The organism is Pseudomonas sp. BR20 (assembly GCF_050780135.1).
Taxonomy (GTDB): Bacteria; Pseudomonadota; Gammaproteobacteria; order Pseudomonadales; family Pseudomonadaceae; genus Aquipseudomonas.
This window is the reverse complement of the sequence record NZ_CP172012.1, coordinates 2456160-2475953: the sequence shown is the minus strand read 5'-3', so window position 1 is coordinate 2475953 and position 19794 is coordinate 2456160. Positions and strand designations below refer to the sequence as shown.

The 19794-nt window shown below is 58.1% G+C and carries 21 protein-coding genes and 2 pseudogenes; 14 read left to right on the top strand and 9 right to left on the bottom strand.

Translation table 11 applies throughout. The features are described from left to right. Positions 1 to 40: 40 nt before the first annotated feature. The 3 genes from ACHPFG_RS11395 to ACHPFG_RS11385 all read right to left on the bottom strand — a co-directional run bounded on the left by ACHPFG_RS11395 (position 41) and on the right by ACHPFG_RS11385 (position 2118). On the bottom strand, positions 41 to 463 hold the full coding sequence (locus ACHPFG_RS11395) for a hypothetical protein (protein WP_131698881.1): 423 nt from the start codon (positions 461 to 463) through the stop codon (positions 41 to 43). A gap of 43 nt (positions 464 to 506) precedes the next feature. Then, a complete protein-coding gene (locus ACHPFG_RS11390) occupies positions 507 to 974 on the bottom strand; it encodes a transketolase (RefSeq protein WP_431702479.1) in 468 nt (155 codons plus the stop codon). A 127-nt stretch (positions 975 to 1101) separates the two neighbouring features. Beyond that, entirely contained in the window at positions 1102 to 2118 is a 1017-nt protein-coding gene (locus ACHPFG_RS11385) for a 1-aminocyclopropane-1-carboxylate deaminase (RefSeq protein ID WP_145337121.1), read from the bottom strand. Between the two features lie 198 nt (positions 2119 to 2316). Here ACHPFG_RS11385 and ACHPFG_RS11380 point away from each other — a divergent pair, with 198 nt between their 5' ends. Beyond that, positions 2317 to 2826, top strand: a complete 510-nt coding sequence (locus ACHPFG_RS11380; protein WP_431702477.1) for an Lrp/AsnC family transcriptional regulator — start codon at positions 2317 to 2319, stop codon at positions 2824 to 2826. Positions 2827 to 2833: 7 nt separating this feature from the next. Here ACHPFG_RS11380 and ACHPFG_RS11375 read toward each other — a convergent pair whose 3' ends face one another. Continuing rightward, positions 2834 to 3814 carry an AraC family transcriptional regulator N-terminal domain-containing protein gene (locus ACHPFG_RS11375; protein WP_431702475.1) on the bottom strand — a complete coding sequence of 327 codons (981 nt, stop codon included), beginning with the start codon at positions 3812 to 3814 and terminating at the stop codon, positions 2834 to 2836. Positions 3815 to 4002: 188 nt separating this feature from the next. On the opposite strand from ACHPFG_RS11375, the gene ACHPFG_RS11370 reads away from it, so the two are divergent. Continuing rightward, a complete protein-coding gene (locus ACHPFG_RS11370) occupies positions 4003 to 5181 on the top strand; it encodes an aldo/keto reductase (protein ID WP_431702473.1) in 1179 nt (392 codons plus the stop codon). Between the two features lie 179 nt (positions 5182 to 5360). Then, the gene (locus ACHPFG_RS11365) at positions 5361 to 6071 is read left to right on the top strand and encodes a hypothetical protein (RefSeq protein ID WP_259244439.1); all 711 of its coding nucleotides are present in this window, start codon (positions 5361 to 5363) and stop codon (positions 6069 to 6071) included. Between the two features lie 106 nt (positions 6072 to 6177). Here ACHPFG_RS11365 and ACHPFG_RS11360 read toward each other — a convergent pair whose 3' ends face one another. Beyond that, a complete protein-coding gene (locus ACHPFG_RS11360) occupies positions 6178 to 6588 on the bottom strand; it encodes a winged helix-turn-helix transcriptional regulator (RefSeq protein WP_431702471.1) in 411 nt (136 codons plus the stop codon). Between the two features lie 87 nt (positions 6589 to 6675). Between ACHPFG_RS11360 and ACHPFG_RS11355 the strand changes: the two genes are divergently transcribed. Then, the gene (locus ACHPFG_RS11355) at positions 6676 to 7524 is read left to right on the top strand and encodes an SDR family oxidoreductase (protein WP_431702469.1); all 849 of its coding nucleotides are present in this window, start codon (positions 6676 to 6678) and stop codon (positions 7522 to 7524) included. Positions 7525 to 7707: 183 nt separating this feature from the next. Here the strand turns inward: ACHPFG_RS11355 and ACHPFG_RS11350 are convergent. Then, a pseudogene (locus ACHPFG_RS11350) lies at positions 7708 to 8898 on the bottom strand (TonB-dependent receptor); the annotation flags it as partial. Between the two features lie 161 nt (positions 8899 to 9059). Here ACHPFG_RS11350 and ACHPFG_RS11345 point away from each other — a divergent pair. Next, positions 9060 to 9533: an enoyl-CoA hydratase/isomerase family protein gene (locus ACHPFG_RS11345; protein ID WP_431703464.1), complete on the top strand. Its 474-nt coding sequence runs from the start codon at positions 9060 to 9062 to the stop codon at positions 9531 to 9533. 388 nt (positions 9534 to 9921) lie between these two features. On the opposite strand, the gene ACHPFG_RS11340 is transcribed toward ACHPFG_RS11345, so the two are convergent. Next, positions 9922 to 10407 carry a winged helix-turn-helix transcriptional regulator gene (locus ACHPFG_RS11340; protein WP_431702467.1) on the bottom strand — a complete coding sequence of 162 codons (486 nt, stop codon included), beginning with the start codon at positions 10405 to 10407 and terminating at the stop codon, positions 9922 to 9924. Between the two features lie 270 nt (positions 10408 to 10677). Between ACHPFG_RS11340 and ACHPFG_RS11335 the strand changes: the two genes are divergently transcribed. The 7 genes and pseudogenes from ACHPFG_RS11335 to ACHPFG_RS11305 all read left to right on the top strand — a co-directional run bounded on the left by ACHPFG_RS11335 (position 10678) and on the right by ACHPFG_RS11305 (position 15590). Further along, entirely contained in the window at positions 10678 to 11661 is a 984-nt protein-coding gene (locus ACHPFG_RS11335; protein WP_431702465.1) for an MBL fold metallo-hydrolase, read from the top strand. Positions 11662 to 11668: 7 nt separating this feature from the next. Continuing rightward, the gene (locus ACHPFG_RS11330; protein ID WP_431702463.1) at positions 11669 to 12562 is read left to right on the top strand and encodes an alpha/beta hydrolase; all 894 of its coding nucleotides are present in this window, start codon (positions 11669 to 11671) and stop codon (positions 12560 to 12562) included. Between the two features lie 49 nt (positions 12563 to 12611). Next, positions 12612 to 13022, top strand: a complete 411-nt coding sequence (locus ACHPFG_RS11325) for a hypothetical protein (protein ID WP_431702461.1) — start codon at positions 12612 to 12614, stop codon at positions 13020 to 13022. 56 nt (positions 13023 to 13078) lie between these two features. After that, positions 13079 to 13492, top strand: coding sequence for a tautomerase family protein (locus ACHPFG_RS11320; RefSeq protein WP_431702459.1), 414 nt, complete (start codon positions 13079 to 13081; stop codon positions 13490 to 13492). Positions 13493 to 13873: 381 nt separating this feature from the next. After that, positions 13874 to 14770, top strand: a complete 897-nt coding sequence (locus ACHPFG_RS11315; RefSeq protein WP_431702457.1) for an alpha/beta hydrolase — start codon at positions 13874 to 13876, stop codon at positions 14768 to 14770. 30 nt (positions 14771 to 14800) lie between these two features. Beyond that, positions 14801 to 14980, top strand: a pseudogene (locus ACHPFG_RS11310) (hypothetical protein); the annotation flags it as partial. Positions 14981 to 15044: 64 nt separating this feature from the next. Continuing rightward, a complete protein-coding gene (locus tag ACHPFG_RS11305) occupies positions 15045 to 15590 on the top strand; it encodes an enoyl-CoA hydratase/isomerase family protein (RefSeq protein ID WP_431702455.1) in 546 nt (181 codons plus the stop codon). Between the two features lie 495 nt (positions 15591 to 16085). Here the strand turns inward: ACHPFG_RS11305 and ACHPFG_RS11300 are convergent, their stop codons facing one another. Beyond that, complete coding sequence (locus ACHPFG_RS11300) at positions 16086 to 17093, bottom strand: aldo/keto reductase (protein ID WP_431702453.1); 1008 nt, start codon at positions 17091 to 17093, stop codon at positions 16086 to 16088. Between the two features lie 85 nt (positions 17094 to 17178). Beyond that, complete coding sequence (locus ACHPFG_RS11295) at positions 17179 to 17739, bottom strand: PaaI family thioesterase (protein ID WP_431702451.1); 561 nt, start codon at positions 17737 to 17739, stop codon at positions 17179 to 17181. Positions 17740 to 17796: 57 nt separating this feature from the next. Between ACHPFG_RS11295 and ACHPFG_RS11290 the strand changes: the two genes are divergently transcribed. Both ACHPFG_RS11290 and ACHPFG_RS11285 read left to right on the top strand, forming a co-directional pair. Beyond that, positions 17797 to 18252 (top strand): MarR family winged helix-turn-helix transcriptional regulator, encoded by a 456-nt coding sequence (locus ACHPFG_RS11290; protein ID WP_431702449.1) that lies wholly within the window; start codon positions 17797 to 17799, stop codon positions 18250 to 18252. 197 nt (positions 18253 to 18449) lie between these two features. Then, positions 18450 to 19676 carry a multidrug effflux MFS transporter gene (locus ACHPFG_RS11285; RefSeq protein WP_431702447.1) on the top strand — a complete coding sequence of 409 codons (1227 nt, stop codon included), beginning with the start codon at positions 18450 to 18452 and terminating at the stop codon, positions 19674 to 19676. Positions 19677 to 19794 lie beyond the last annotated feature (118 nt).

Genomic DNA, 19794 nt, shown 5'->3' with positions numbered 1-19794 from the left:
GGGTTTCTACGCGTCGCCGAGGTCAGGGGATCCGACAGGCTCACAGGCAGCTCCTGCCGCTGTCGGGTATCGCTTCAAGGTGGCGCGAATGGCTCACTCGGGCAAAGTTTTTGACCTGTTCTACTGCTGCAATGACCGAACATTCGGCCGTCCCGTCTGGCGCTATAGAGTAGATGCATCGTTTGCCCATGGAAAGGCCATGCAATAAATGTTCATCAAGTTCACCGAGCACTACAAAAGAACAGTCACTCTTGACCACTTGCACATCAACGCGCTTGCCAGGCACGGTGTCCACCGTATCGACATGGAGCAGCGCAACATTGTCAAAACAGCTGAACCCTTGATGAATCAAGTCAATATGAACGCTATCAAGTCCGCACACGATGACCACGATGCGCGTGCAACTTGACGGCTCGCGCATCCACTTCATTGCGTTGGGACGACAATCGGCAGTTTGGCTCATAAGCGATGCCTTTATTGTTTCAACAGGCAAATTGACCAGGACATCAGTTAATGACGCCGCGTGCCTGCAACACGCTTTTCGCCAGGCTTCGGGTCGCCGCTAACACCGCCTCCACCTGCTGATCCATGTGCGCAGTGGAGGACGCTATTGTTCCAAGTTCGACCACGCGCAACGGATGACCAAAGACGGATCCCAGCCAGGTCATGCCGGCATCCGTGCCAGTTTCGACATCCAGTAAAAAGCTGCCGTGGGAGACGCTGCGCAGCAATTGGCTGGCATGGCACGCGTAGCCCCCGGCAGACGGCTCCGGGCTGGACCCTGCCCGCAACCAGTCGAGCCTCAACGCCTCGGATTGTTTGACGGCTAGATAGGCCACCTGGTCCCACTCATCTATCGCTACGTGCAGCTTGTCGATCATGTACGGGGGCAACGCGGCGCTGGTAACGATCACCACTCCGGCATCCGCCGAAGGCTCCTTGATCCAGACTGCGGATTGCGTTATCGCATGCATGGCGGTACTCCCGGCGGTTGGATAGGAGCAACGTGCTCCGGGTGGCGATTCGACGATGGGGTCGTGACATTCAATATTGATGCCGACTCACCCATCGCTTCGTGAGCTCCCTGGTTATTGGCGTTAATCAGCCGTTGCGAAACAGGAAGCTGTAGGCATTCAGCGCAGGCGCCCCACCCAAGTGCGCATACAGCACTTTCGAGCCTTCGGGGAACTCACCACGGCGGACCATTTCAATCATCCCGTGCATGGATTTTCCTTCGTACACCGGATCGGTCAGCACACCCTCCAGGCTCCCGCACAAACGAATGGCTTCCAGCGTGCCTTCGTTGGGCAAGCCGTATTCCGGGTAGGCAAAACGTGTATCGAGCACGACGTCGTCTTCGGTGATCTCACGGCCCAGTTCCACCAACTCTGCGGTGTGCCGGGCGATACGCAGGATCTGTGCCTTGGTTTGTTCCGGCTTGGCCGAGGCATCAATGCCGATAACGTTCTTCGAACGGCCGTCCGCGGCGAAACCGACGACCATGCCGGCCTGGGTACTGCCGGTCACAGAGCAGACCACGATGTAGTCGAACGTGAACCCCAGTTGTTTTTCCTGCTCTCGCACTTCCTCGGCAAAGCCGACGAACCCAAGGCCGCCGTAGGGGTGTTCGGAACAACCCGCCGGTATCGGAAACGGCTTGCCGCCCCGCTCCACCACATCGTCCATGGCCTTCTCCCAGCTGGGCCGAATGCCGATATCGAACCCGGCGGCGTCCAGTCGTACCTCGGCGCCCATGATGCGAGACATTTCGATATTGCCAACGCGGTCATACACCGCATCGGAGTAGTTCACCCAGTTTTCCTGCACCAGCACGCACTTCATGCCCAGGTGAGCGGCAACGGCGGCCACCTGGCGGGTCTGGTTCGACTGGATACCGCCGATGGAAACCAAGGTATCGCAGCCCTGCTCGATGGCTTCGGGAATCAAATATTCCAGCTTGCGCGTTTTGTTCCCGCCGAAGGCCAGGCCACTGTTGCAGTCCTCACGTTTGGCATACAACTCGACCTTGCCACCCAGGTGTTCACTGAGGCGCTTCAAGGGCGTGATCGGAGAAGGACCGAAGGTCAACGGATAACGTTTAAAACGATTCAGGTTCATGACGCTGCTCCTTGATTACTGGACATCAAAGCGCCAGACCGAAAGGCAAAGGTTGCCTTCCAGGTTCTTTCACACGGGCCTCGATGAGTTCAATATTAAGAAGATTTCAAAAAAGATGTGTTGCAAAGTTCTAGCAATTAAAGAACTATAATTTCTCGCTATAAATATCGAACATACTTTAATTGCGAATAAACAGTCATGAACACAATAAATACTCGCAAGAAGCCAGGCGTATCAACCCCGATGCCGCAGCCGCTGGATCGAACCGACCGCGCCATTCTCAAGGCCCTGCAGCGAGATGCCTCCATCTCCAATGTGGCGCTGGCAGAGAAGGTGAAATTGAGTGCACCGGCGTGTCTCAGGCGCGTCGAGCGGCTCAAGCAAGTTGGCCTGATCAAAGGCATCGTTGCACTGCTGGACACTGTGGCGCTGGATGCGGGGATGGTGGTGTTGATCGGCGTGGTGCTGGACCGCTCCACACCGGAATCCTTCGCCGCATTCGAGGCAGCCGCACAAAAAGTGTCCGGCTGCATGGAGTGCCATGTGGTGACAGGGGAGTTCGACTACTTCATGTTGATACGAACCAAGGACAGCAACAGTTTCAACCGGCTCCACGCGGAGCAGTTGCTTTACCTGCCTGGGGTTCGCCAGATTCGATCGTTCATGGGGTTGCGTCAGGTCTTGTCGACCACCCACATTCCCCTTTGAAGCGTCGCTAGTCGAGCATTCCGCCCTGCTCCCGTACGTGCTTGATGTCTCTCGAGGGCGGGGCTCCGAAACGCCGGGCATATTCCCGGCTGAATTGAGCGACGCTTTCATAGCCGACTCGCAACGCGGCGGTGTTCACGTCTACCCGATCGGTCAACATCAGGCTGCGTGCGGCCTGCAGCCGTAACGCTTTTTGATACTGAACGGGGCTGGTGCCTGTCAGCTTGCGAAAACTGTGATGCAGCGTAGAGCTGGCCATTCCTGATCGTTCGGCGAGATCGGCCACGTGCAGCGGTTTGTCGTAATGATGTTTCAGCCATTCAATGGCTCTCACGATGCCCTTGTCTCGGTAACCGTCGCGCGTGACGCTGCGCAGCCACTGCCCTGCACTGCTTAGCAATAGCCGAACGCATATTTCCCGCTTGATCAGATCCGACATCAAGCCTGCCTCAAGTGGCCGTTCGATCAGCGTAGCGAGTCGAGCGAATGCATCGAGCATCTCACTCGACGCCGCACCGGATACGAAGCCCCGCGCTTGAGTAGCCATTTCCTGCATGGGGGCGTCCAAGGTCTGGATCACCTCGTTGAGCATGGAAAGGTTGAGCTTCAACACGACGGATAAATAGGGGGTTTCCTCGCTGGCGGCGGTAACGCGGGCCAATGTGGGGATGTCGACCGACGTGACGAAGAACGCCCCCTGCCCGAACTCACAGGCCTCCTCGCCGAACGTGATCTCCTTCGCCCCCTGCAGAATGATGGCCACGCAAGGCTCATAAATGCAGTAAGTGGGCGTACCCAGGTCAGCCATTCGATAAAAGGCCAGACCTGGAATAGATGTTTTGCAGACCTCGTTCAAACCAATCTGCCGGGTGACTTTTTCGATCAGCCGTCTAAGCGCCTGCAGACGCTCGTTGGGCTGTATGGGATCGCGCAACGCCAGAGAATGCAGATGGCCGGAACCGAACTGCGAGAAGGAACCGCTCGTCATTACATGCGCCCCTGTTTACGGAATGTTCGAGTCTGCTGAGAGTGCGTGACCAACACAAGCGCATCGGCAGGATTGTGCAAAAAATATGGCGTATTAGGGTCACCCGGCCAACCCTCGCTGTTCTAACTTCTAGTACGAATACCGGCTTCGATGATCCCGTGAAACCTCGGTCGCGAAAGGAAAGTAGGATGGACAGACGAGATTTTCTTACTTACTCGGCAGTGGGTACTGTTGCAGCCGCTTTGCTGCCAGCATCGAGCGTCGCAAGTTCGGCAGCCCCAGCGCCCTCTTTGCTGACAGAGCGCGGGAGCGTGATGCGTACTGAAGGCCGGCCAGTGCGCACTGACCTGCCCTCCAATTCGCCCTCGCCTACCCTGCGATACATGACGCCTCAACGCTTTGGCATGGGCGGGACACAGATTGGCAATATCTTTGCACCGCTCAGCGACGAGCAGGCCGGCCTGGTTCTACAGGCCGCCTGGGACGCGGGTGTAAGGCTTTACGACACGTCGCCGTTCTATGGGTTTGGTTTGAGTGAATATCGGGTGGGCCGCTTTCTGCACGGCAAAAATCCAAACGACTACGTGGTCTCCACCAAGGTGGGACGCGTTTTGACTGCCGCGGGTAGCCCGCGCGCGGACCATGCCATCTGGAAGTCACCCGCGCCCTTCAACTACCGGTATGACTACACCGCAGCAGGCGCTCGTCGCTCCGTGGAAGACAGCCTGCAGCGGCTGGGGCTGCCGCGTATCGATATCGTGTTTATCCATGACATCTCGCCCGATAACACCGAACTGGAAGGCGGTTGGGAAGCGGCGTATCGCATTGCGCGCACAGGGGCGATGGTTGAGCTTGAAAAGATGCGTGATGAGGGCCTCATCAAGGCATGGGGCTTCGGCGTCAATACGCCGAATGCTGTGGTCCAGGCAATGGCCGGTGATGACCCGACTCCCGACATCGTGTTGCTTGCCTGCCAGTATTCCCTCCTTGACCACGGCGATGCGTTGCGCAACACCTTTCCGGCGTTGAGCAGGAAGGGCACCAGCGTTGTGGTTGGAACACCACTGAACGATGGTTTTCTGGGGGGGCGCAGCCGGTATAACTTCAGTTTGGATCTGCCTGCCGGAGCGGTGGAAAAGCGCGCGCGAATCATGGCGGTTGCCAAACGACATGGCATCGACATCCATACTGCCGCCCTGCAGTTCGCGGCTGCACATCCGCAAGTGTCTGCGATCATTCCGGGTGCCCGCTCGCCGGGGCAGATCGTTTCCAATGTGCAGGCGATGAAGATCGGTATCCCAGCAGCCTTTTGGGAGGAGCTCAAGAGCCGGAACCTGATCGATGCTCAAGCACCGGTCCCTTCCTGAGCGGGGGTCTATGCCCGTGCCACCTGCTGATGTGGCGCTATCGTCGCAGGCCTCATTCAACCCGACACTTATCCTCCTGGTTGCAGCAACGCTGCAGATTGCAGCCGCTTGATCAGCCTATTCCAGTAAATAAACTGCGCACGCGTCCAACTAAAAACACTCGTCCAAGGCCGTAATAAATGAAGATACGAACGTCTTTCATGATTTTAGGCGGCCTGCTTGCGCTGTCCGGCAGCGGTCACTTACTCGCCGACACACTCGCGCTTAGCGTTCCATTGCCGGCTCCACTCCCACAGCTAAAAGTGCTGACACTCCTTATAGGTATACACCTGCTCGGCATGTGCTTCGGTCTCGGTGGGGCCACGATGCTGGACCTCTGGATTTTGCGTTGGATGCGCCGGGGCAGCCTCCCGGTTGAAATCGGACGCACCTTTCACTTCATCAGCGACGCGGTCACTATTGGACTCTGCCTTCTGTGGCTTTCAGGCCTTGGTTTCCTTGCCCTTTATGCGATGGAGTCGCCGGAAAAGTTTGAAAACCCTAAACTCTGGGCGAAAGTCATTGTGGTGATCGTCCTGACCATCAATGGAATAATCATCCATGCGCTTGTGCTGCCAGAAGCACTACGCGACGTGACTCGCCCCCTGCTCTTCGGCGTGTCCCGCAAAAGAGCGGCCTTATTTCTGGCATCCGGTGCCGTTTCGGGTGTGTCTTGGTACACGGCTTTCGCCTTCGGCATTTTTCGTGAGTTAAACAACAGTGTCACCTTCACCCTGCTGGTCATCATGTGGCTTACGCTGGTAGTCGCCGCCTCTCTCGCCGCCATTCTGCTCTGGTTAAACTCTGCTGCGAGAGCAAGAAGACCTCCTTCGCTCAGTCATCCGACGTGAAGATAAAGGCCAGCCTGGACATTGCGTGCAACTGCAACGCTTGCCGACCACGGCAAAGCGGCCGGGTCTTCCTCACGCATAGCCTTACCTGTAGCTCGCAAGCCCGTTATGAAATCTGTCGAGAACGTTGTTCATCCAAAATCCTCGGCAGATTGCCCTCGATCCAGTCAACCAGGCCTTCAACATGGCGGGCTACTTCAATTCCCATAGGGGTGAGGCTGTACTCAACGTGAGGTGGCACAACCGGATAAGATTTGCGCAGAACGAAGCCATCGAGCTCCAAAAACTGGAGGGTCTGCGCAAGCATCTTTTCGCTGACGCCTCCAATCTTCCGACGCAGATCGCTGAAGCGATGCGTACCCGCGAGCAAGGCCACCAATACTAATACTCCCCAGCGGCTGCTGACGTGCTGGAGCACGATCCTTGAGGGACAATCCGGGTCGAATAATTCACCGCTGCGCAGTCGGTTGGCCATAGTTGCGGGAGGAGTTGCGCCAGAGGGCGCGGAATCTGACATGCTTACTTACCTTTAGGTACGTACTTACGAAAAGTTAGTTAAGACCCTACTCTGCCTGCTCTATCACTTTTTGTAAAAGGAACCCTCATGATCGCCGTCACCGGAGCCACCGGCCAACTTGGCCGCCTCGTTGTCGAGAAACTCAAGCAAAAAGTACCCGCGTCCAACCTAATCGCGCTGGTGCGCAGCCCTGACAAGGCGAGTGATCTAGGCGTCAACGCACGTGCTGCCGACTACGACAATCCGAAAACGCTGGTCGCGGCGCTCAACGGAGTCGACACGCTTCTACTCATTTCCTCAAGCGAAATAGGTAAGCGACTTTCACAGCATCGAAATGTCATCAACGCCGCAAAGCAAGCCGGTGTGAATCGCGTTGTTTATACCAGTGTACTGCACGCGGATACCTCTTCATTGAGCCTCGCCGAGGAGCACCGGCAAACGGAAGCCGAGCTCAAAGCGTCGGGGTTGGCATTCACGATATTGCGTCATGGTTGGTATACCGAGAACTACACCGGCTTTATCGCTGGCGCGTTATCGGCCGGTGAATTTATCGGCAGTGCAGGTGATGGAAAGATTGCTGCGGCGACACGGGAAGATTTCGCCCAGGCCGCTGCCGTAGTGCTCACCCGCGACGATCAAGAGGGGAAGATCTACGAGTTGGCGGGTGACAGCGCCTGGACGTTATCGGAACTCGCAGCCGAGGTTTCTCGGCAAACGGGTAGGAACATTCCCTACAAGAACTTGCCTGAAAGTGACTACGCCTCGGCGTTAATCAATTTCGGCCTCCCGGAGCCACTCGCACATGCCCTGGCTGGCTACGATGTCAGCGCATCCCAAGGCGCACTTTTCGATGATAGCCATCAGCTTTCGACGCTGATCGGCAGAACCACAACTTCACTTTCAGCAGCAGTGGCAATCGCTCTCAAAGGGCAATGATCGCAGGACACCGTGGCGCCGCCTGTTCGCAGAACGATCACCTGAGCAGCCACGCCAACAAAGAGCGCGGGGCTGTAAACCCCTGCGCACCTTTGAACAATGGCGTATTCGGGGCATTGACGATGGGGGGTCAGCAAGGCTTCAGGTTATTGCTGGTGCATGATTGCTCCATACCGGCTCCCGTCAAAAATCGACCGTAGCCGATAGTTGCAAGGTACGCGGATACCTCGAGGAAAACGCACCATAAGAGGCCACGCCAGACCAATACTCACGGTCGAATACGTTCTGCACCGTGGCGCGGAATGTCGTCGGCCGCCCTTCTATTTTGGTGGAATAACGCGCACCGGCGTCAATGCGGGTCCAGGCGTCGAGTTCCTGAGTATTGGCCTGGTTGACGTATTAGCTGTCGGTGTAGATCGCACCACCGGTGAGGGTGAAACCTTCCAGCCAGGGGGTGTCGTATTCCGCCCACAGGTTGGCCTGGATGTCAGGCACGCCGACCGGCTTGTTGCCTTGGTTAGCGGCAGTCGCCGACTTGGTCAGCTCGCCATCGAGAAAGGTCACGCCCCCCATCAAACGGGTGCCGGTGGCCACTTCGCCGAACACGCTGAGTTCCAGGCCACGGTTGCGCTGTTCGGCCTGCACCGAATACACGCCATTGGCGCCCAGTTCACCGGCAGGTTTCTCGATCTGAAACAACGCCAGCGTGGTCATGAAGGTGTCGTGTTCATACTTCACCCCCAGTTCGTGCTGCTTGGACTCATACGGCGCAAAGGTTTCCCCGGCGTTGCTCGCCGTGCCGGGTGCCGCATCGCCTTTGCTCAGCCCTTCGACGTAGTTGTAGTAGAGGGAAACGTCCTCCCAGGGCTTGACCACCACACCCAGCAACGGTGTGGTGGCGTTGGCGCTGTAACGAGAGCTGACGGAGCCAGCGGCAGTGTAATTACGTGACTCGATAAACTGCCGGCGCACGCCCAGGGTCAGTTGGAAACGGTCATCCAGCATCTCCAGGGTATCGGTCAACGCCACGCCGGAAAGCTCCGACTCGGAGATTCGCAACACCTTGGGCGCGTTGATGTATTGCTTGGGCGTGTCCACCGGGTGGTAGATATTGGAGAGGATTGTCGTGCCGGTGGCGAAGAGCCCGCGCATCCCCACATCGGCGGTAGAACGGTCGACGTTGAACTTGTAATAGCCCGGAACGTTGCTGGTGTCACCGGCAGCATTGAGGATGCGCGGCACCTGGTCGGACATGCGTTTCACATCCGACTTGCCGCCCCCTGCATGGGCGAACACGGTGAGGTTGTCGCTCAGATCGTATTCGCCACCGAGCAATGCGGACTGTTCCTTGGTATCCGACCAGCCCCACTTTTGCACACGCCTGCTCGGCGGGGTGACGCTGCTGGATGCACAACTGACCAAAAGCACGGTTGCGGCCAACCGGGGCAACACCCCGGTGGGGGTGCCCAAGGTGCAAGCCAACCTCTGGGCCGAGTGGGACGTGCCTTGGGCCGAGCCGCAGGCAACGCGCAGCACTGTCACCGATTTGCTCGCCCCCCCATGTCCGACCTTATCAAGCGCACGGTGGAAAACCGCGTCGCCACTTCGGTACTCAACCACCCGACGTCCGTAACGCCCTCAGCCCAGAACTGATCGAGTCGCTGATCGAGGAATTCCGTGCCGTCGAGCGCGCCCCCTTGGTCAAGTGCATCATCATCCGCGGCGAAGGGGAGCACTTCAGCGCCGGTGGCGACGTAAAGAAATTCAACGATACGCTGGCGCTGTCGCCGGAAGAGCGCTTCAGCATCTATGAGCGCAAGCTGCTCTACGGCGTGCGCCTGCCCAACCTGCTGCTGCAAGCACGTAAACCGGTGATCGTGCAGACCCGCGGCGCAGTGGCCGGGCTGGCCTGGCGCTGTGGCCGCAGGTCCGGCCGAGGCCATGGCGGGCAGCAAGGCACTGATCAACCGCGCCGCCTACCCCGGCTTCGACGAGCAACTCGTGGCTGAAGCCGTGCAGGTGGCTCGTTGCGCCGCCAGCGACGACTTTGTTTGCGGCATACGTGCAGTACTGGAGCGCAAAACAGCTACCTTCGACTGCCCCCCTGCCGGGCGCGGCGGTGACGCGCGCAAGGCGTGCACAACCCTTGACGGCGAGAATGCCGTATACGGTAAAGGGAACATCAACACACAGACGTACAAGGGCAGGAGCCGCACCGCCAAGCGCAGAAAAAGGGCCGACCCTGCATGCACTTGACGATACAGTTTCACGCTTTTAAGTCTGCTGAAAAATGAACAGCGTGCGCTCGATGGCGCCCCATCTCGCGCAAGGCTGAAGCTATTCGAGCATGGATAGCCTTGCACCCTATGATGTATGTCGTGACGCCAAAGATTGGTACTAAGTAGCGATCACCTGCTCGTCGTCGGCCCGGAGCTCGTCCAATACTGAGCGCTCCGGACGCGGTGCACCGAGATGCAAGTAACGTAGTTCATCCATAAAGGCGCTCCAAAGTGAAGGGCCGCCCTTTTCCAGCACCTCCGCGCGCAAAGACGCTTCCTTGCTCGGATGCGTATGCCGAACACCCCAGGCAGCCACATGCGCGAGCAGAGGGACAAGCTGTATCGCCGCTTCCGTGAGGCTGTAAATCCCTTTCTGCTGATGATTCGGATCCGGGCATCGTGTCAGCAGGCCAGACGCAGTCAAATGCTTCAGCCTGCTTGCGAGGATGTTCGTGGCGATGCCTTCCTGGTTTTTCTCCAGCAGGACGCCATAACTGCGTCTGTTCTCGAACATGACATCGCGGATAACGATCAGGCTCCAGCGGTCGCCGATCTGCTCAAGCGTCAGGTTGATCGGGCAGCCCGATCGTCTTGTTTGTTGCACAGCTACTCTCCTTGAATTTCCACTTGCATTGTGCAAGGTGCTCGAATATTATTCAACCACTTGCATATTGCAAGCGCTATAGCCGCTCAGGCGGATCGGTAAAAGAATCGAACATCCGGGCCTTCATCACGGGTAACACCGGCAATTCGATGCTGCGTATGGCCGCAAAGGCGGTAAACAACCACATCGCACGATGAGCTGGCGTTTTACCAAAGATCATTACAGCTGTACGTACCTACATACCCACCACACACAATGGTTAAGAACACGATGAAATTATCCACCATCACTTCGCGCACCTTGCTCGCGCTATCGTTAGCATTCGCGGGTGCCTTCGCTGCTGTAGCACCGGTCCAAGCTGCAGCGCCGATGCAACACAAGCAGGTTCCGGGCTTCTACCGCACGATGATTGGCGACTATGAAGTCACCGCGCTCTATGACGGCGGCGGTAGTATCGACTCCAGCCTCCTACACGGTGATCCCTCGCTCATTCAGTCCCTCTTGGCGCGCTCCTTCCAAAACGATCTCAAGCATGTTTCGGCAACCGTCCAAGGCTTCCTCGTCAACACTGGCTCCAAACTCGTTCTGATTGATACCGGTGCAGGCGGCCACTGGGGGCCTCCCACTTTGGGCAAGCTCACGCAGAACTTGAAGGCCTCCGGCTATAAACCGGAGCAGATCGACCTGGTTCTACTGACTCATCTTCACGCTGACCATGCTGGCGGTATTTACCAAAACGGGAAACGCGTCTTTCCGAACGCGACCGTGATGATGACGAAGGCCGACGCCGACTTCTGGCTGTCGAAGGACATCATGGCCAAGGCCCCGGAAGACGCAAAAATCTTCTTCAAAGTCGCACAGGATGGCGCCGCGCCTTACATCGCTGCAGGCAAATGGAAGCCGTACGAAGGCATGGCCGAAATCGTCCCCGGTATTGCACCGTATGCCATCCCCGGCCACACGCCCGGTCACACCGGCTACATGATTTCCTCAAAGGGTCAGTCGCTGCTGGTCTGGGGCGACGTAGCACATGTGGGCGCCGTCCAAATGCCGCATCCAGAAATCAGCATCGTCTTCGACTCAGACAGCGCGTCGGCCGTCAAAACGCGTGAAGACCTCCTGGTGAAACTCGCTGCGGACAAGACGATGATTGCCGCAGCCCACATGCCGTTCCCTGGCCTGGGCCGTCTTCGCAAAGCCGACAACGGCGAAGGCTATGACTGGGTACCGGCGACTTTCCTCAACCTGGAGTGAACTGACCATGACTTACGATTCATCTTCCGTCCGTGAGCTTCGGGATGCGATGTTCGCCTTCGACTTTGCGCATCCCGTACGCACCATCGAGACGCTCCGCGTCGGCATGGAGGCCATTTCACAAGCGAACCCGCCGGCGGCCGACCTAACCGTCGAGACGATCCAACTCGGTGGCGTAGCTGCGGTGGCGATTACGGCTCCTGGCGCTTCTAAGGACCGAGTCATCTACCATTTCCATGGTGGTGGCTGGGTGGCTGGCTCTCCTGCCTCGCATTTGGGCATGCTCGGAGAGCTGTCTCGAGCGGCGAAGTCCCAGGTCATCGTACTGGACCACTCCAAGGCACCCGAGCACCCATTTCCGGCGTCCTACGACGAGTCCATCCGCGGCTACGAAGCACTGCGTGCGCTTGGCAAGCCATTCGCCGTGACAGGTGACTCCAGTGGTGGTGGCATGGCTCTCAACGTTCTGGCCTATGCAGCCTCGAAGGGTCACAAGGACGCGCGAGCAGCGCTACTAATTAGCCCATGGGCAGACTTAACGCTAACGCTGCCCTCGTTAACGCAACTGGCTCACCGCGACCCAATGGTCAACGCGAGCGCGATGCGGGAGATGGTAGAGGCTTACGCCGGTGACCACGATTTGAAGGATCCGCGCATCTCCCCCCTGTTCGCCGACATGCACGGTTTTCCTCCGCTGCTCATACATGTCGGGAGTGACGAAGTACTTCTCGACGACGCGCTTGAAATTGACCGAAAGGTGCGCGCTGCCGGCGGCGAGTCACACCTTGAGGTTTGGCCGGAGATGCTGCATGTCTGGCACATTCAGACAGCCTCTTTACCTCAGGCCCACGACGCACTCCAAAGAGCCGGCGAGTTCCTCGTCGAGCACCTCGCTGACTAGCACGCGCACGCACACTGCAAAAACTGCAGACACTAGATAGGAGATTGTAATGACTACTGACACCAACCCACCGGGAACAGCATGGATGCAAATCGTCAAGAAGAAAGGAACGAGCGACTTCGCGAAGTCGTTCACTGCTGACGCCAGCCTTCAGACCTCAGCCCTAAGCAAGACCGTGGTCGGCCCGACATCCATCGGTGCATTCTTTTCCGCGACGAGTACGATGTACGAAGACTTCGTGTTCACCGCGGAGACGGTTGACGGTGCGAAGACTTACCTTGAGTGGGATGCCATCCACGGTGGTAAGCCGATCGCCGGCACCACCATCATCACTCGGAATGAGTCTGGCCTTGTCCACAATATCAAGCTCTTTCAAAGCCCGTTCCCCGTCGTTCGTGAGTTCTCGGCTGGCCTGAAAGAGCGACTCGAAGAAACACTCGGTCAGGATTTCTTTAGCTAAGTCGGGGCCAATTCGTCGCCGCGTATTAGCTGAACAACACAACTGAGGAAACACTCATGCCAATTTTTCACGCCCACATTCCAGCTCATAAATTCTCTGGCGAAGAAAAACGCGCGCTGGCGGATGCCTTGAATCTCGCTCTTCATGAAGCCATGGATACGCCCAAGGATGACCGCTTCGTCATCATCAGTGAGCACAAGGACGATGAGCTTTTCATCCATCCGACTTTTCCTGACATGAAGAGATCTGACAAGCGCATGGTCGTAACGGTGACGATAGGCATGAGCAGGACAGTGGAGCAGAAACGCAAGCTCGCGGAGTTGGTCACCCGTTACGCGGTAGAAAAGGTGGGCGTCAGCCAGGACGATATCAGCCTGATCATGTATGCCGTTCCCTTGGAGAACATGAGCTTCGGCGGTGGCAAGCTGGTCTCTGACATTGACCTCTCCATGCCTTGGGTAAACAAGTAAGAAATACGAAACTGCCCTGTTCTTGGAAACGGTGCAGCGGAATTGACTCGAAACGAATGTCTCGTTCGTTTCTCAGGCGTGGCGCTCATGTGGCTCCGATCCGACACCATGTTCTGGACGGGTATCGGGATGAATGCAGCCATCACTTCGACCATGGTGTTGCGCACGCGCACCGGGCCTGAGGCACTGTAGGCGCCCGATCCTGCGCGGAGGTGGGCCGGCCGACTATTTCGAAATCGGCGCGGAGCAGCTCTTCACGTTTGAGCGACCAGGCAATTGACCTGGCATCGAGTGACCGAGACAAAAAGGTGAAAGGCATGAACTGCCACTGCGCGTAGGTTTTACGGCGCCGCCTGACCTCTTTCTACAAGGAGACTTTCCATGTTTCGGCGTACCGATATCGCGTTCGTAGCCGAGGGCGGCGTCACGCTGCGCGGCTGGCTCTATGTACCTACCGGCGGCACCGCCCCCTATCCAGCCATCACGATGACGCATGGTTATGCCGGCGTGAAGGAACACGGCCTGGAGCCATTCGCAGAGAAATTTGCCTCCAACGGCTTTGTCGTCCTCCTGCACGATCACCGCAATTTCGGCGCCAGCGAAGGCATGCCGCGCCAGGATATCGACCCATGGTGTCAGATCGCCGATTGGCGACGCGCGATCAGCTTCCTCGAAGACCAGGACGCCGTCGACGCGAAGCGCATCGGCTTATGGGGCACGAGCTATTCCGGCGGTCACGCACTCGTGCTTGGCGCAACCGAACGCCGCTTGCGCGCCGTCGTCGCGCAGGTGCCGACGATCAGCGGCTTCGAGCAAGGACTGCGCCGCATTCCGCCCGATGCTGTCGCCGCCATCGAGGATGCCTTCGCGGCGGACGAGCGCGCGCAAGCACGCGGCGAGCCTCCGCGTAGACAGGCAATCGTCAGCGCCGATCCGGCCGTCCCTGCTTCGTACCGCACCCAGGAAGCCATCGAGTTCTATCTGCAGCCTGTACCCGACGGCGCCTGGGAGAACAGCGTCACGGTGCGCTCGACGCGCGCTGCGCGCATGTACGAACCGGGCACGTGGATTGCGCGCGTGTCCCCCACGCCGCTGCTGATGATCGTCGCGCTGCAGGACGCGATCACGCTGACCGATCTTGAGCTGGCTGCCTACCAACGCGCCCTTGAGCCGAAGCGCCTCGTGACGATCCCCGGCGGCCACTTCGATCCGTACATCACCAGATTCGATCAATCAAGTACCGCCGCGCTGGACTGGTTCAAGGAACACCTCTCCTAACCTCAACTTGCGACCACGCAGGAGCCCGACGTGTCTCATCTCACCCATACCATCGAGAACGGCATAGCAACGATCATTCTTGATCGCTCGCCGCAAAACCGCATCGACGACCAGATGGTTGACGAACTGGCTACGGCAGTCAGCGCGATCGAACGCAGCGACGCACGCGTCGTGCTGGTGCGCGCCGAAGGCGAGAGCTTCAGCTTTGGCGGCGACATCATGTCCTGGCCCGATGCCCCCCCCCCGCCAGTTGCGTGCACGCTTCGAGGGTTACATGGACGTCTTCAATCGCTTCGAACGTCTGCCCTTGCCTGTCATCGCCGTGGTGCAAGGCTTGTGCGCAGGCGGTGGTTTCGAACTGGCGTTGCGTACCGATGTAATCTTTGCCGCCGAAAGCGCAACATTCTGCCATCCGGAACAGTCGCTTGCCTTAGTGACCCTGTTGGGCGGCATCTACCGCGTCGCCGAACGTGCAGGACGCGTACGTACCATGGAATGGGCGCTGACTTCCGAGCGTGTCCCCGCCGCGACGATAGAGCGCTTCGGCGTAATCAACCGCGTCGTCGCCGATGCCGAGCTGTTTGCAACGGCGCATGCGTTCGCCGCGAAGTTTGTGCATGGCCCCACGCGCGCCCACGCAGCTCACAAAGCCTTGTTGCGAGCCTGGGCAAACGGCGGTATCCAGGCGGCCGACGATGTGATGTTTAACATTGCCATGCCCTTGTTCGAGACAGAAGACGTGAAGAACGGGCTTGCTTCGGCCATCAAGGCCCTGAAGGCCGGTACGCCGCGTCTGGAGCTCGAATTCAAGGGGCATTGATGCAAAAGCGCAGGGACGCGCGGTTCCGCGGCATCGTTCCTATACAAGAGATACCTCGCTGTTCTACCTGAGCACTCCCTCCTTCATGGCGATGCCCGGCCTAAAACTGACAGAAATCTAGCCATGAAAGGACGGCGGCCAAACCTGTCGCGGATTGCGAGCATGCTTTCCCGGAGTACATTGTGACCCGCAACCGCCGCTCCTGAAGCACGGTGTCTTCGTTCACGACGCGTAAAAAGTAGGGCATCGTCTCGATGATCGCCGGGGCCTCATCAGCTTGATCCAGCCCATGGAGCAAAGCCGTTTCGTTGTATGACATCCTTGGGGACGAACATGTAAGCCGTCGCGTGACCCCGTCAGCCCTCGTTCAGAGATCTATGTACTCAACCGATCTGCGCTTCTTAGCCGTCAGAATGATTTAGCTATTCGCCCAAACGGCGTATAACTCCGAAAATCCAGGGCGCACCTGAGTTGGTATGTCGAGTATCAAATACATCAGGCAACGGCCTGACTTGCATTGCCCGTAGCCCAGGGAATGGGCGTCCTTGCTGTCGCAGAAGGAGGCAGGCTGCTAACGGCGTCAAGGCGACTGATTTGCTGCGCCGAAAGTTCGACCGACAGTGCACCGAGGTTGTCGGTGAGCTGGGTAACTGACCGGGGGCCAATGATGGGAACCGAGCCGTGCGTACCCGCCCAGGCGATTGCGACCTGTCCTGGATTGACGCCAAGTTCGTCAGCGACCGCGATCACTGTGTCGAGCACTTTAGTACGATGCTCGCTGTTCTCCGGCTGGAAAACCTTGCCACCAAACGCTTCAGCACGTCCCTTCTCACCGTTGCGATACTTGCCGGTTAGCATGCCCCCGCCCAGTGGGGACCAGGTGACGATTCCTAGCCCCAACGCATGAGAGGCTGGAAACAAATCAGACTCAGGTTCACGCCGAACCAAGCTGTGCTCGAACTGTGCTGCGGCAATCGGCACCGCATGGGTGAGTTCGGCGAGGGTGACTGCCCGCGATAGCCGCCAAGCTGGGAAGTTGGAGAGGCCGGCGTAAAGAATCTTGCCCGCGCGCGCCAGATCCTCGAACCCTCGAACGATTTCTTCGGCAGGTGTGACATTATCCGGCCAATGCGCCCAGTAGAGGTCTATGCGATCAGTCCGCAGACGTTTCAAGCTTGCCTCCAACGAGGCTACCATCGCCTTGCGACTGTTGCCGGTGACAAGCCGGTTAGCGTCTGACTGTGCACCCTTGGTGTATTTGGTCGCGAGTACGAAGTTCTCGCGCCGCCCCTCCAGCAGGGTACCGAGCAGTTCTTCTGATTGCCCAAACTGATAAACGTCTGCGCCATCGATAAAGTTGCCGCCCGCTTCGACGTATGCGTTGAAAATCGCCTTGCTGGTATCCTGATCGGCGCCATGACCCCAGCCGGTACCGAAGTTACCCGTACCAAGAGCGACCTGCGAAACCTGCAAGCCCGTCTTGCCGAATGATAGGTATTTCATGTGTTCTCCGTTAATCAAATCAGGAGCCTTTGAGCGCGTCGCCGCAGGTGCCGATCGGCGTTGAGACCGGGCCCAAACAACGATGTCAGCCTCGGACATCAGCGCTCATCGAAGGGGTTGTGTGGTGATCGAAAATCAGGCATGTCGTGGTGGCATGCGCGTATAGCCTTCCATCAGGGCCGACAATCCGCCCCTCGGCCGTGGCGACCTGGCTCCCGACATGAATCACCTTGCCCTCAGCACGCACCAACGGCACCGCATCGGTCAAGGCACGCACCACATTAATCTTCAGTTCAAGCGTGGTATAGCCTTTGCCTACCGCCAGAGTTGTATGCACGGCGCAGCCCACCGCCGAGTCCAGTAGCGTCGCGAACCAGCCACCGTGTACGGAGCCCATAGGGTTGTAATGCCTGCGCCCGGGCCGACCTTGAAAGACGGCGACGCCGGGTTCCATGTACATCGGCAAAAAGTCGAGGGTGTCTCCGATAGGTGGAGGGGGTAACTCCCCGGCAAAGATCGCCTCGAAGACTTCCATCCCCGAGAGGTTGAAAGCTTGCCCTCTGGGCATCGCATCAGGTGCCTGAAGGCGAGCACGGACGATCTGTTCCTCCTCAATCCATCGCGCAACAACCTGATTGACATCCATCAGTGGCTCCTTCTTCAAATACTTGCATATACAATAGTTGTAGATACAATAAACCGCATGAAGAAACCGATCAAGCCACAAGGATGCACCAACCTTAAGCTTCGCCAGCTCACACGCATGGTGACGCGTCACTACGACCACTATGTCGCAGAAACCGGGTTGAAAAACACGCAGTACGCGCTGCTATCGCATGTCGTCAAGCTAGGGCCAATTCGTCCCAGTGATCTGGCAAAGCGTATGCAGATGGATGCGTCGACATTGACCAGGAACCTTCAGCCTTTGGCGGCCCAAGGCTTGCTGAAGGTCGGTGCAGGCGATGATTCGCGCAGCCGTCTTGTCGACGCAACTGAGGCTGGACACGCGAAACGCGCTGAAGCACAGCGCGCCTGGAAGCTCGCGCAAACCGCACTCAACGAGCTGTTGGGCACCGAGCGCGTCGCCACATTGCACGATCTCCTGGATGCTTGCATCGAATGCCTTGGCGACGACGCGGACGACACCGCAGGGGACTAATTTTTCGGGCGTACGCTTGAACCTAAAGACCCTTGGAAATAAAAAATCCAGCGGATTCAAATCCATGACAAAAACTAGTACCCACTTTTCAAGCCAGGTGGCCGATGTCAAAAATACATCCTTTGTCTATCGACAGGTTGGCCTCCAAGGCGACGCCACTCCCATTATTTTTATACCGCCGGCACGGGAGGTGACGCATGGAGGCTAAAGGCACATTGGCGGTAATCAGCGACCCATCGCGACCAATAAGCCAGCCACTGACCGGGAGAATTGTGGCGTTGCTTGCAGGTTTAGCGGCTATCAGCACGCTGTCTACGAACATCATTCTGCCGGCGTTTCCCGTCATCGGTGACGACTTGGGGGTAGACGCTCGCGAGCTTGGACTGACGCTGTCCAGCTTCTTCATCGTCTTCGCACTGGGCCAGTTGGTTGTCGGGCCACTCGCTGACCGCTACGGGCGCAAGAAGCTGGTGCTGGGCGGGCTCGCGATCTTCGTAGTAGGCACCGTCATTGGAGGCCTCGCCACCACACTCGATACGCTAATTGCAGGGCGCGTCATCCAGGCATTGGGTGTGTGCGCCGCCTCTGTGTTGTCGCGCGCAATTGCACGGGATCTGTTTGAGGGAGAGTCACTCGCTCGTGCCTTGTCGCTGACCATGATTGCCACCGCCGCAGCGCCAGGTTTTTCACCCCTGGCCGGGAGCCTGATGTCGATCACGCTCGGATGGCGGGCAATTTTTATCCTGGTAGGGCTAGCGGCCATAGCGCTCGCCTTTTTCTACGTTCGCGGTCTTGGTGAAACCCATCCAGCCGACCGACGCTCGCCGCATTCAGCCAAGACTGTAATGCAAGCCTATTGGCGGTTGACGCTCGATAAGCGCTTCATCCTGCCAGCCCTTTCGATGAGCCTGCTGATGAGCGGACTGTTCGCGTCATTCGCCGCCGCCCCCGCTATTTTGATGAAAGGGATCGGCCTGACGTCGTTGCAGACAGGCCTGTACTTCGCCTGCACGGTATTCGTTGTGTTCGCAGCTGGCATGGCGGCCCCGCGCCTGGCGCACCGTTACGGTCCGAGACTCATTACCACACTCGGTATTGCCTGTGCCGTGACAGGCGCAGGGCTACTCCTCGCAGGCCCTTCCGATCCGAGCCTTGGGTGGTATGCCCTTTCAATGGTCACGTTTCTTTGGGGCATGGGCCTGGCCAATCCACTGGGCACAGCCATCACCATGGGTCCTTTCGGCAAGGAAGCCGGGATGGCTTCCGCCCTGCTGGGCTTTTTTTCCATGGGGGCGGCTGCGCTGACGACCTGGCTGGTATCGGTACTAACATTCGCGCCGGTCACGGCACTGGGCGGTGTACAGACGACAGCCTGCCTGATCGCGCTTGCGCTGTTCCTTCTACGGGGCAGTCTCGCGAAATAAACGCGAAGGTGCTGAGGCCTTAGCGAAGGCGACCATTAAGCGTTAAATTGGCTTACTCGCTGACGAAGTTCTCCACTCGCTTCGAGTAAGGCCCGCCCGGGGGGGGGGGAGAAATTGG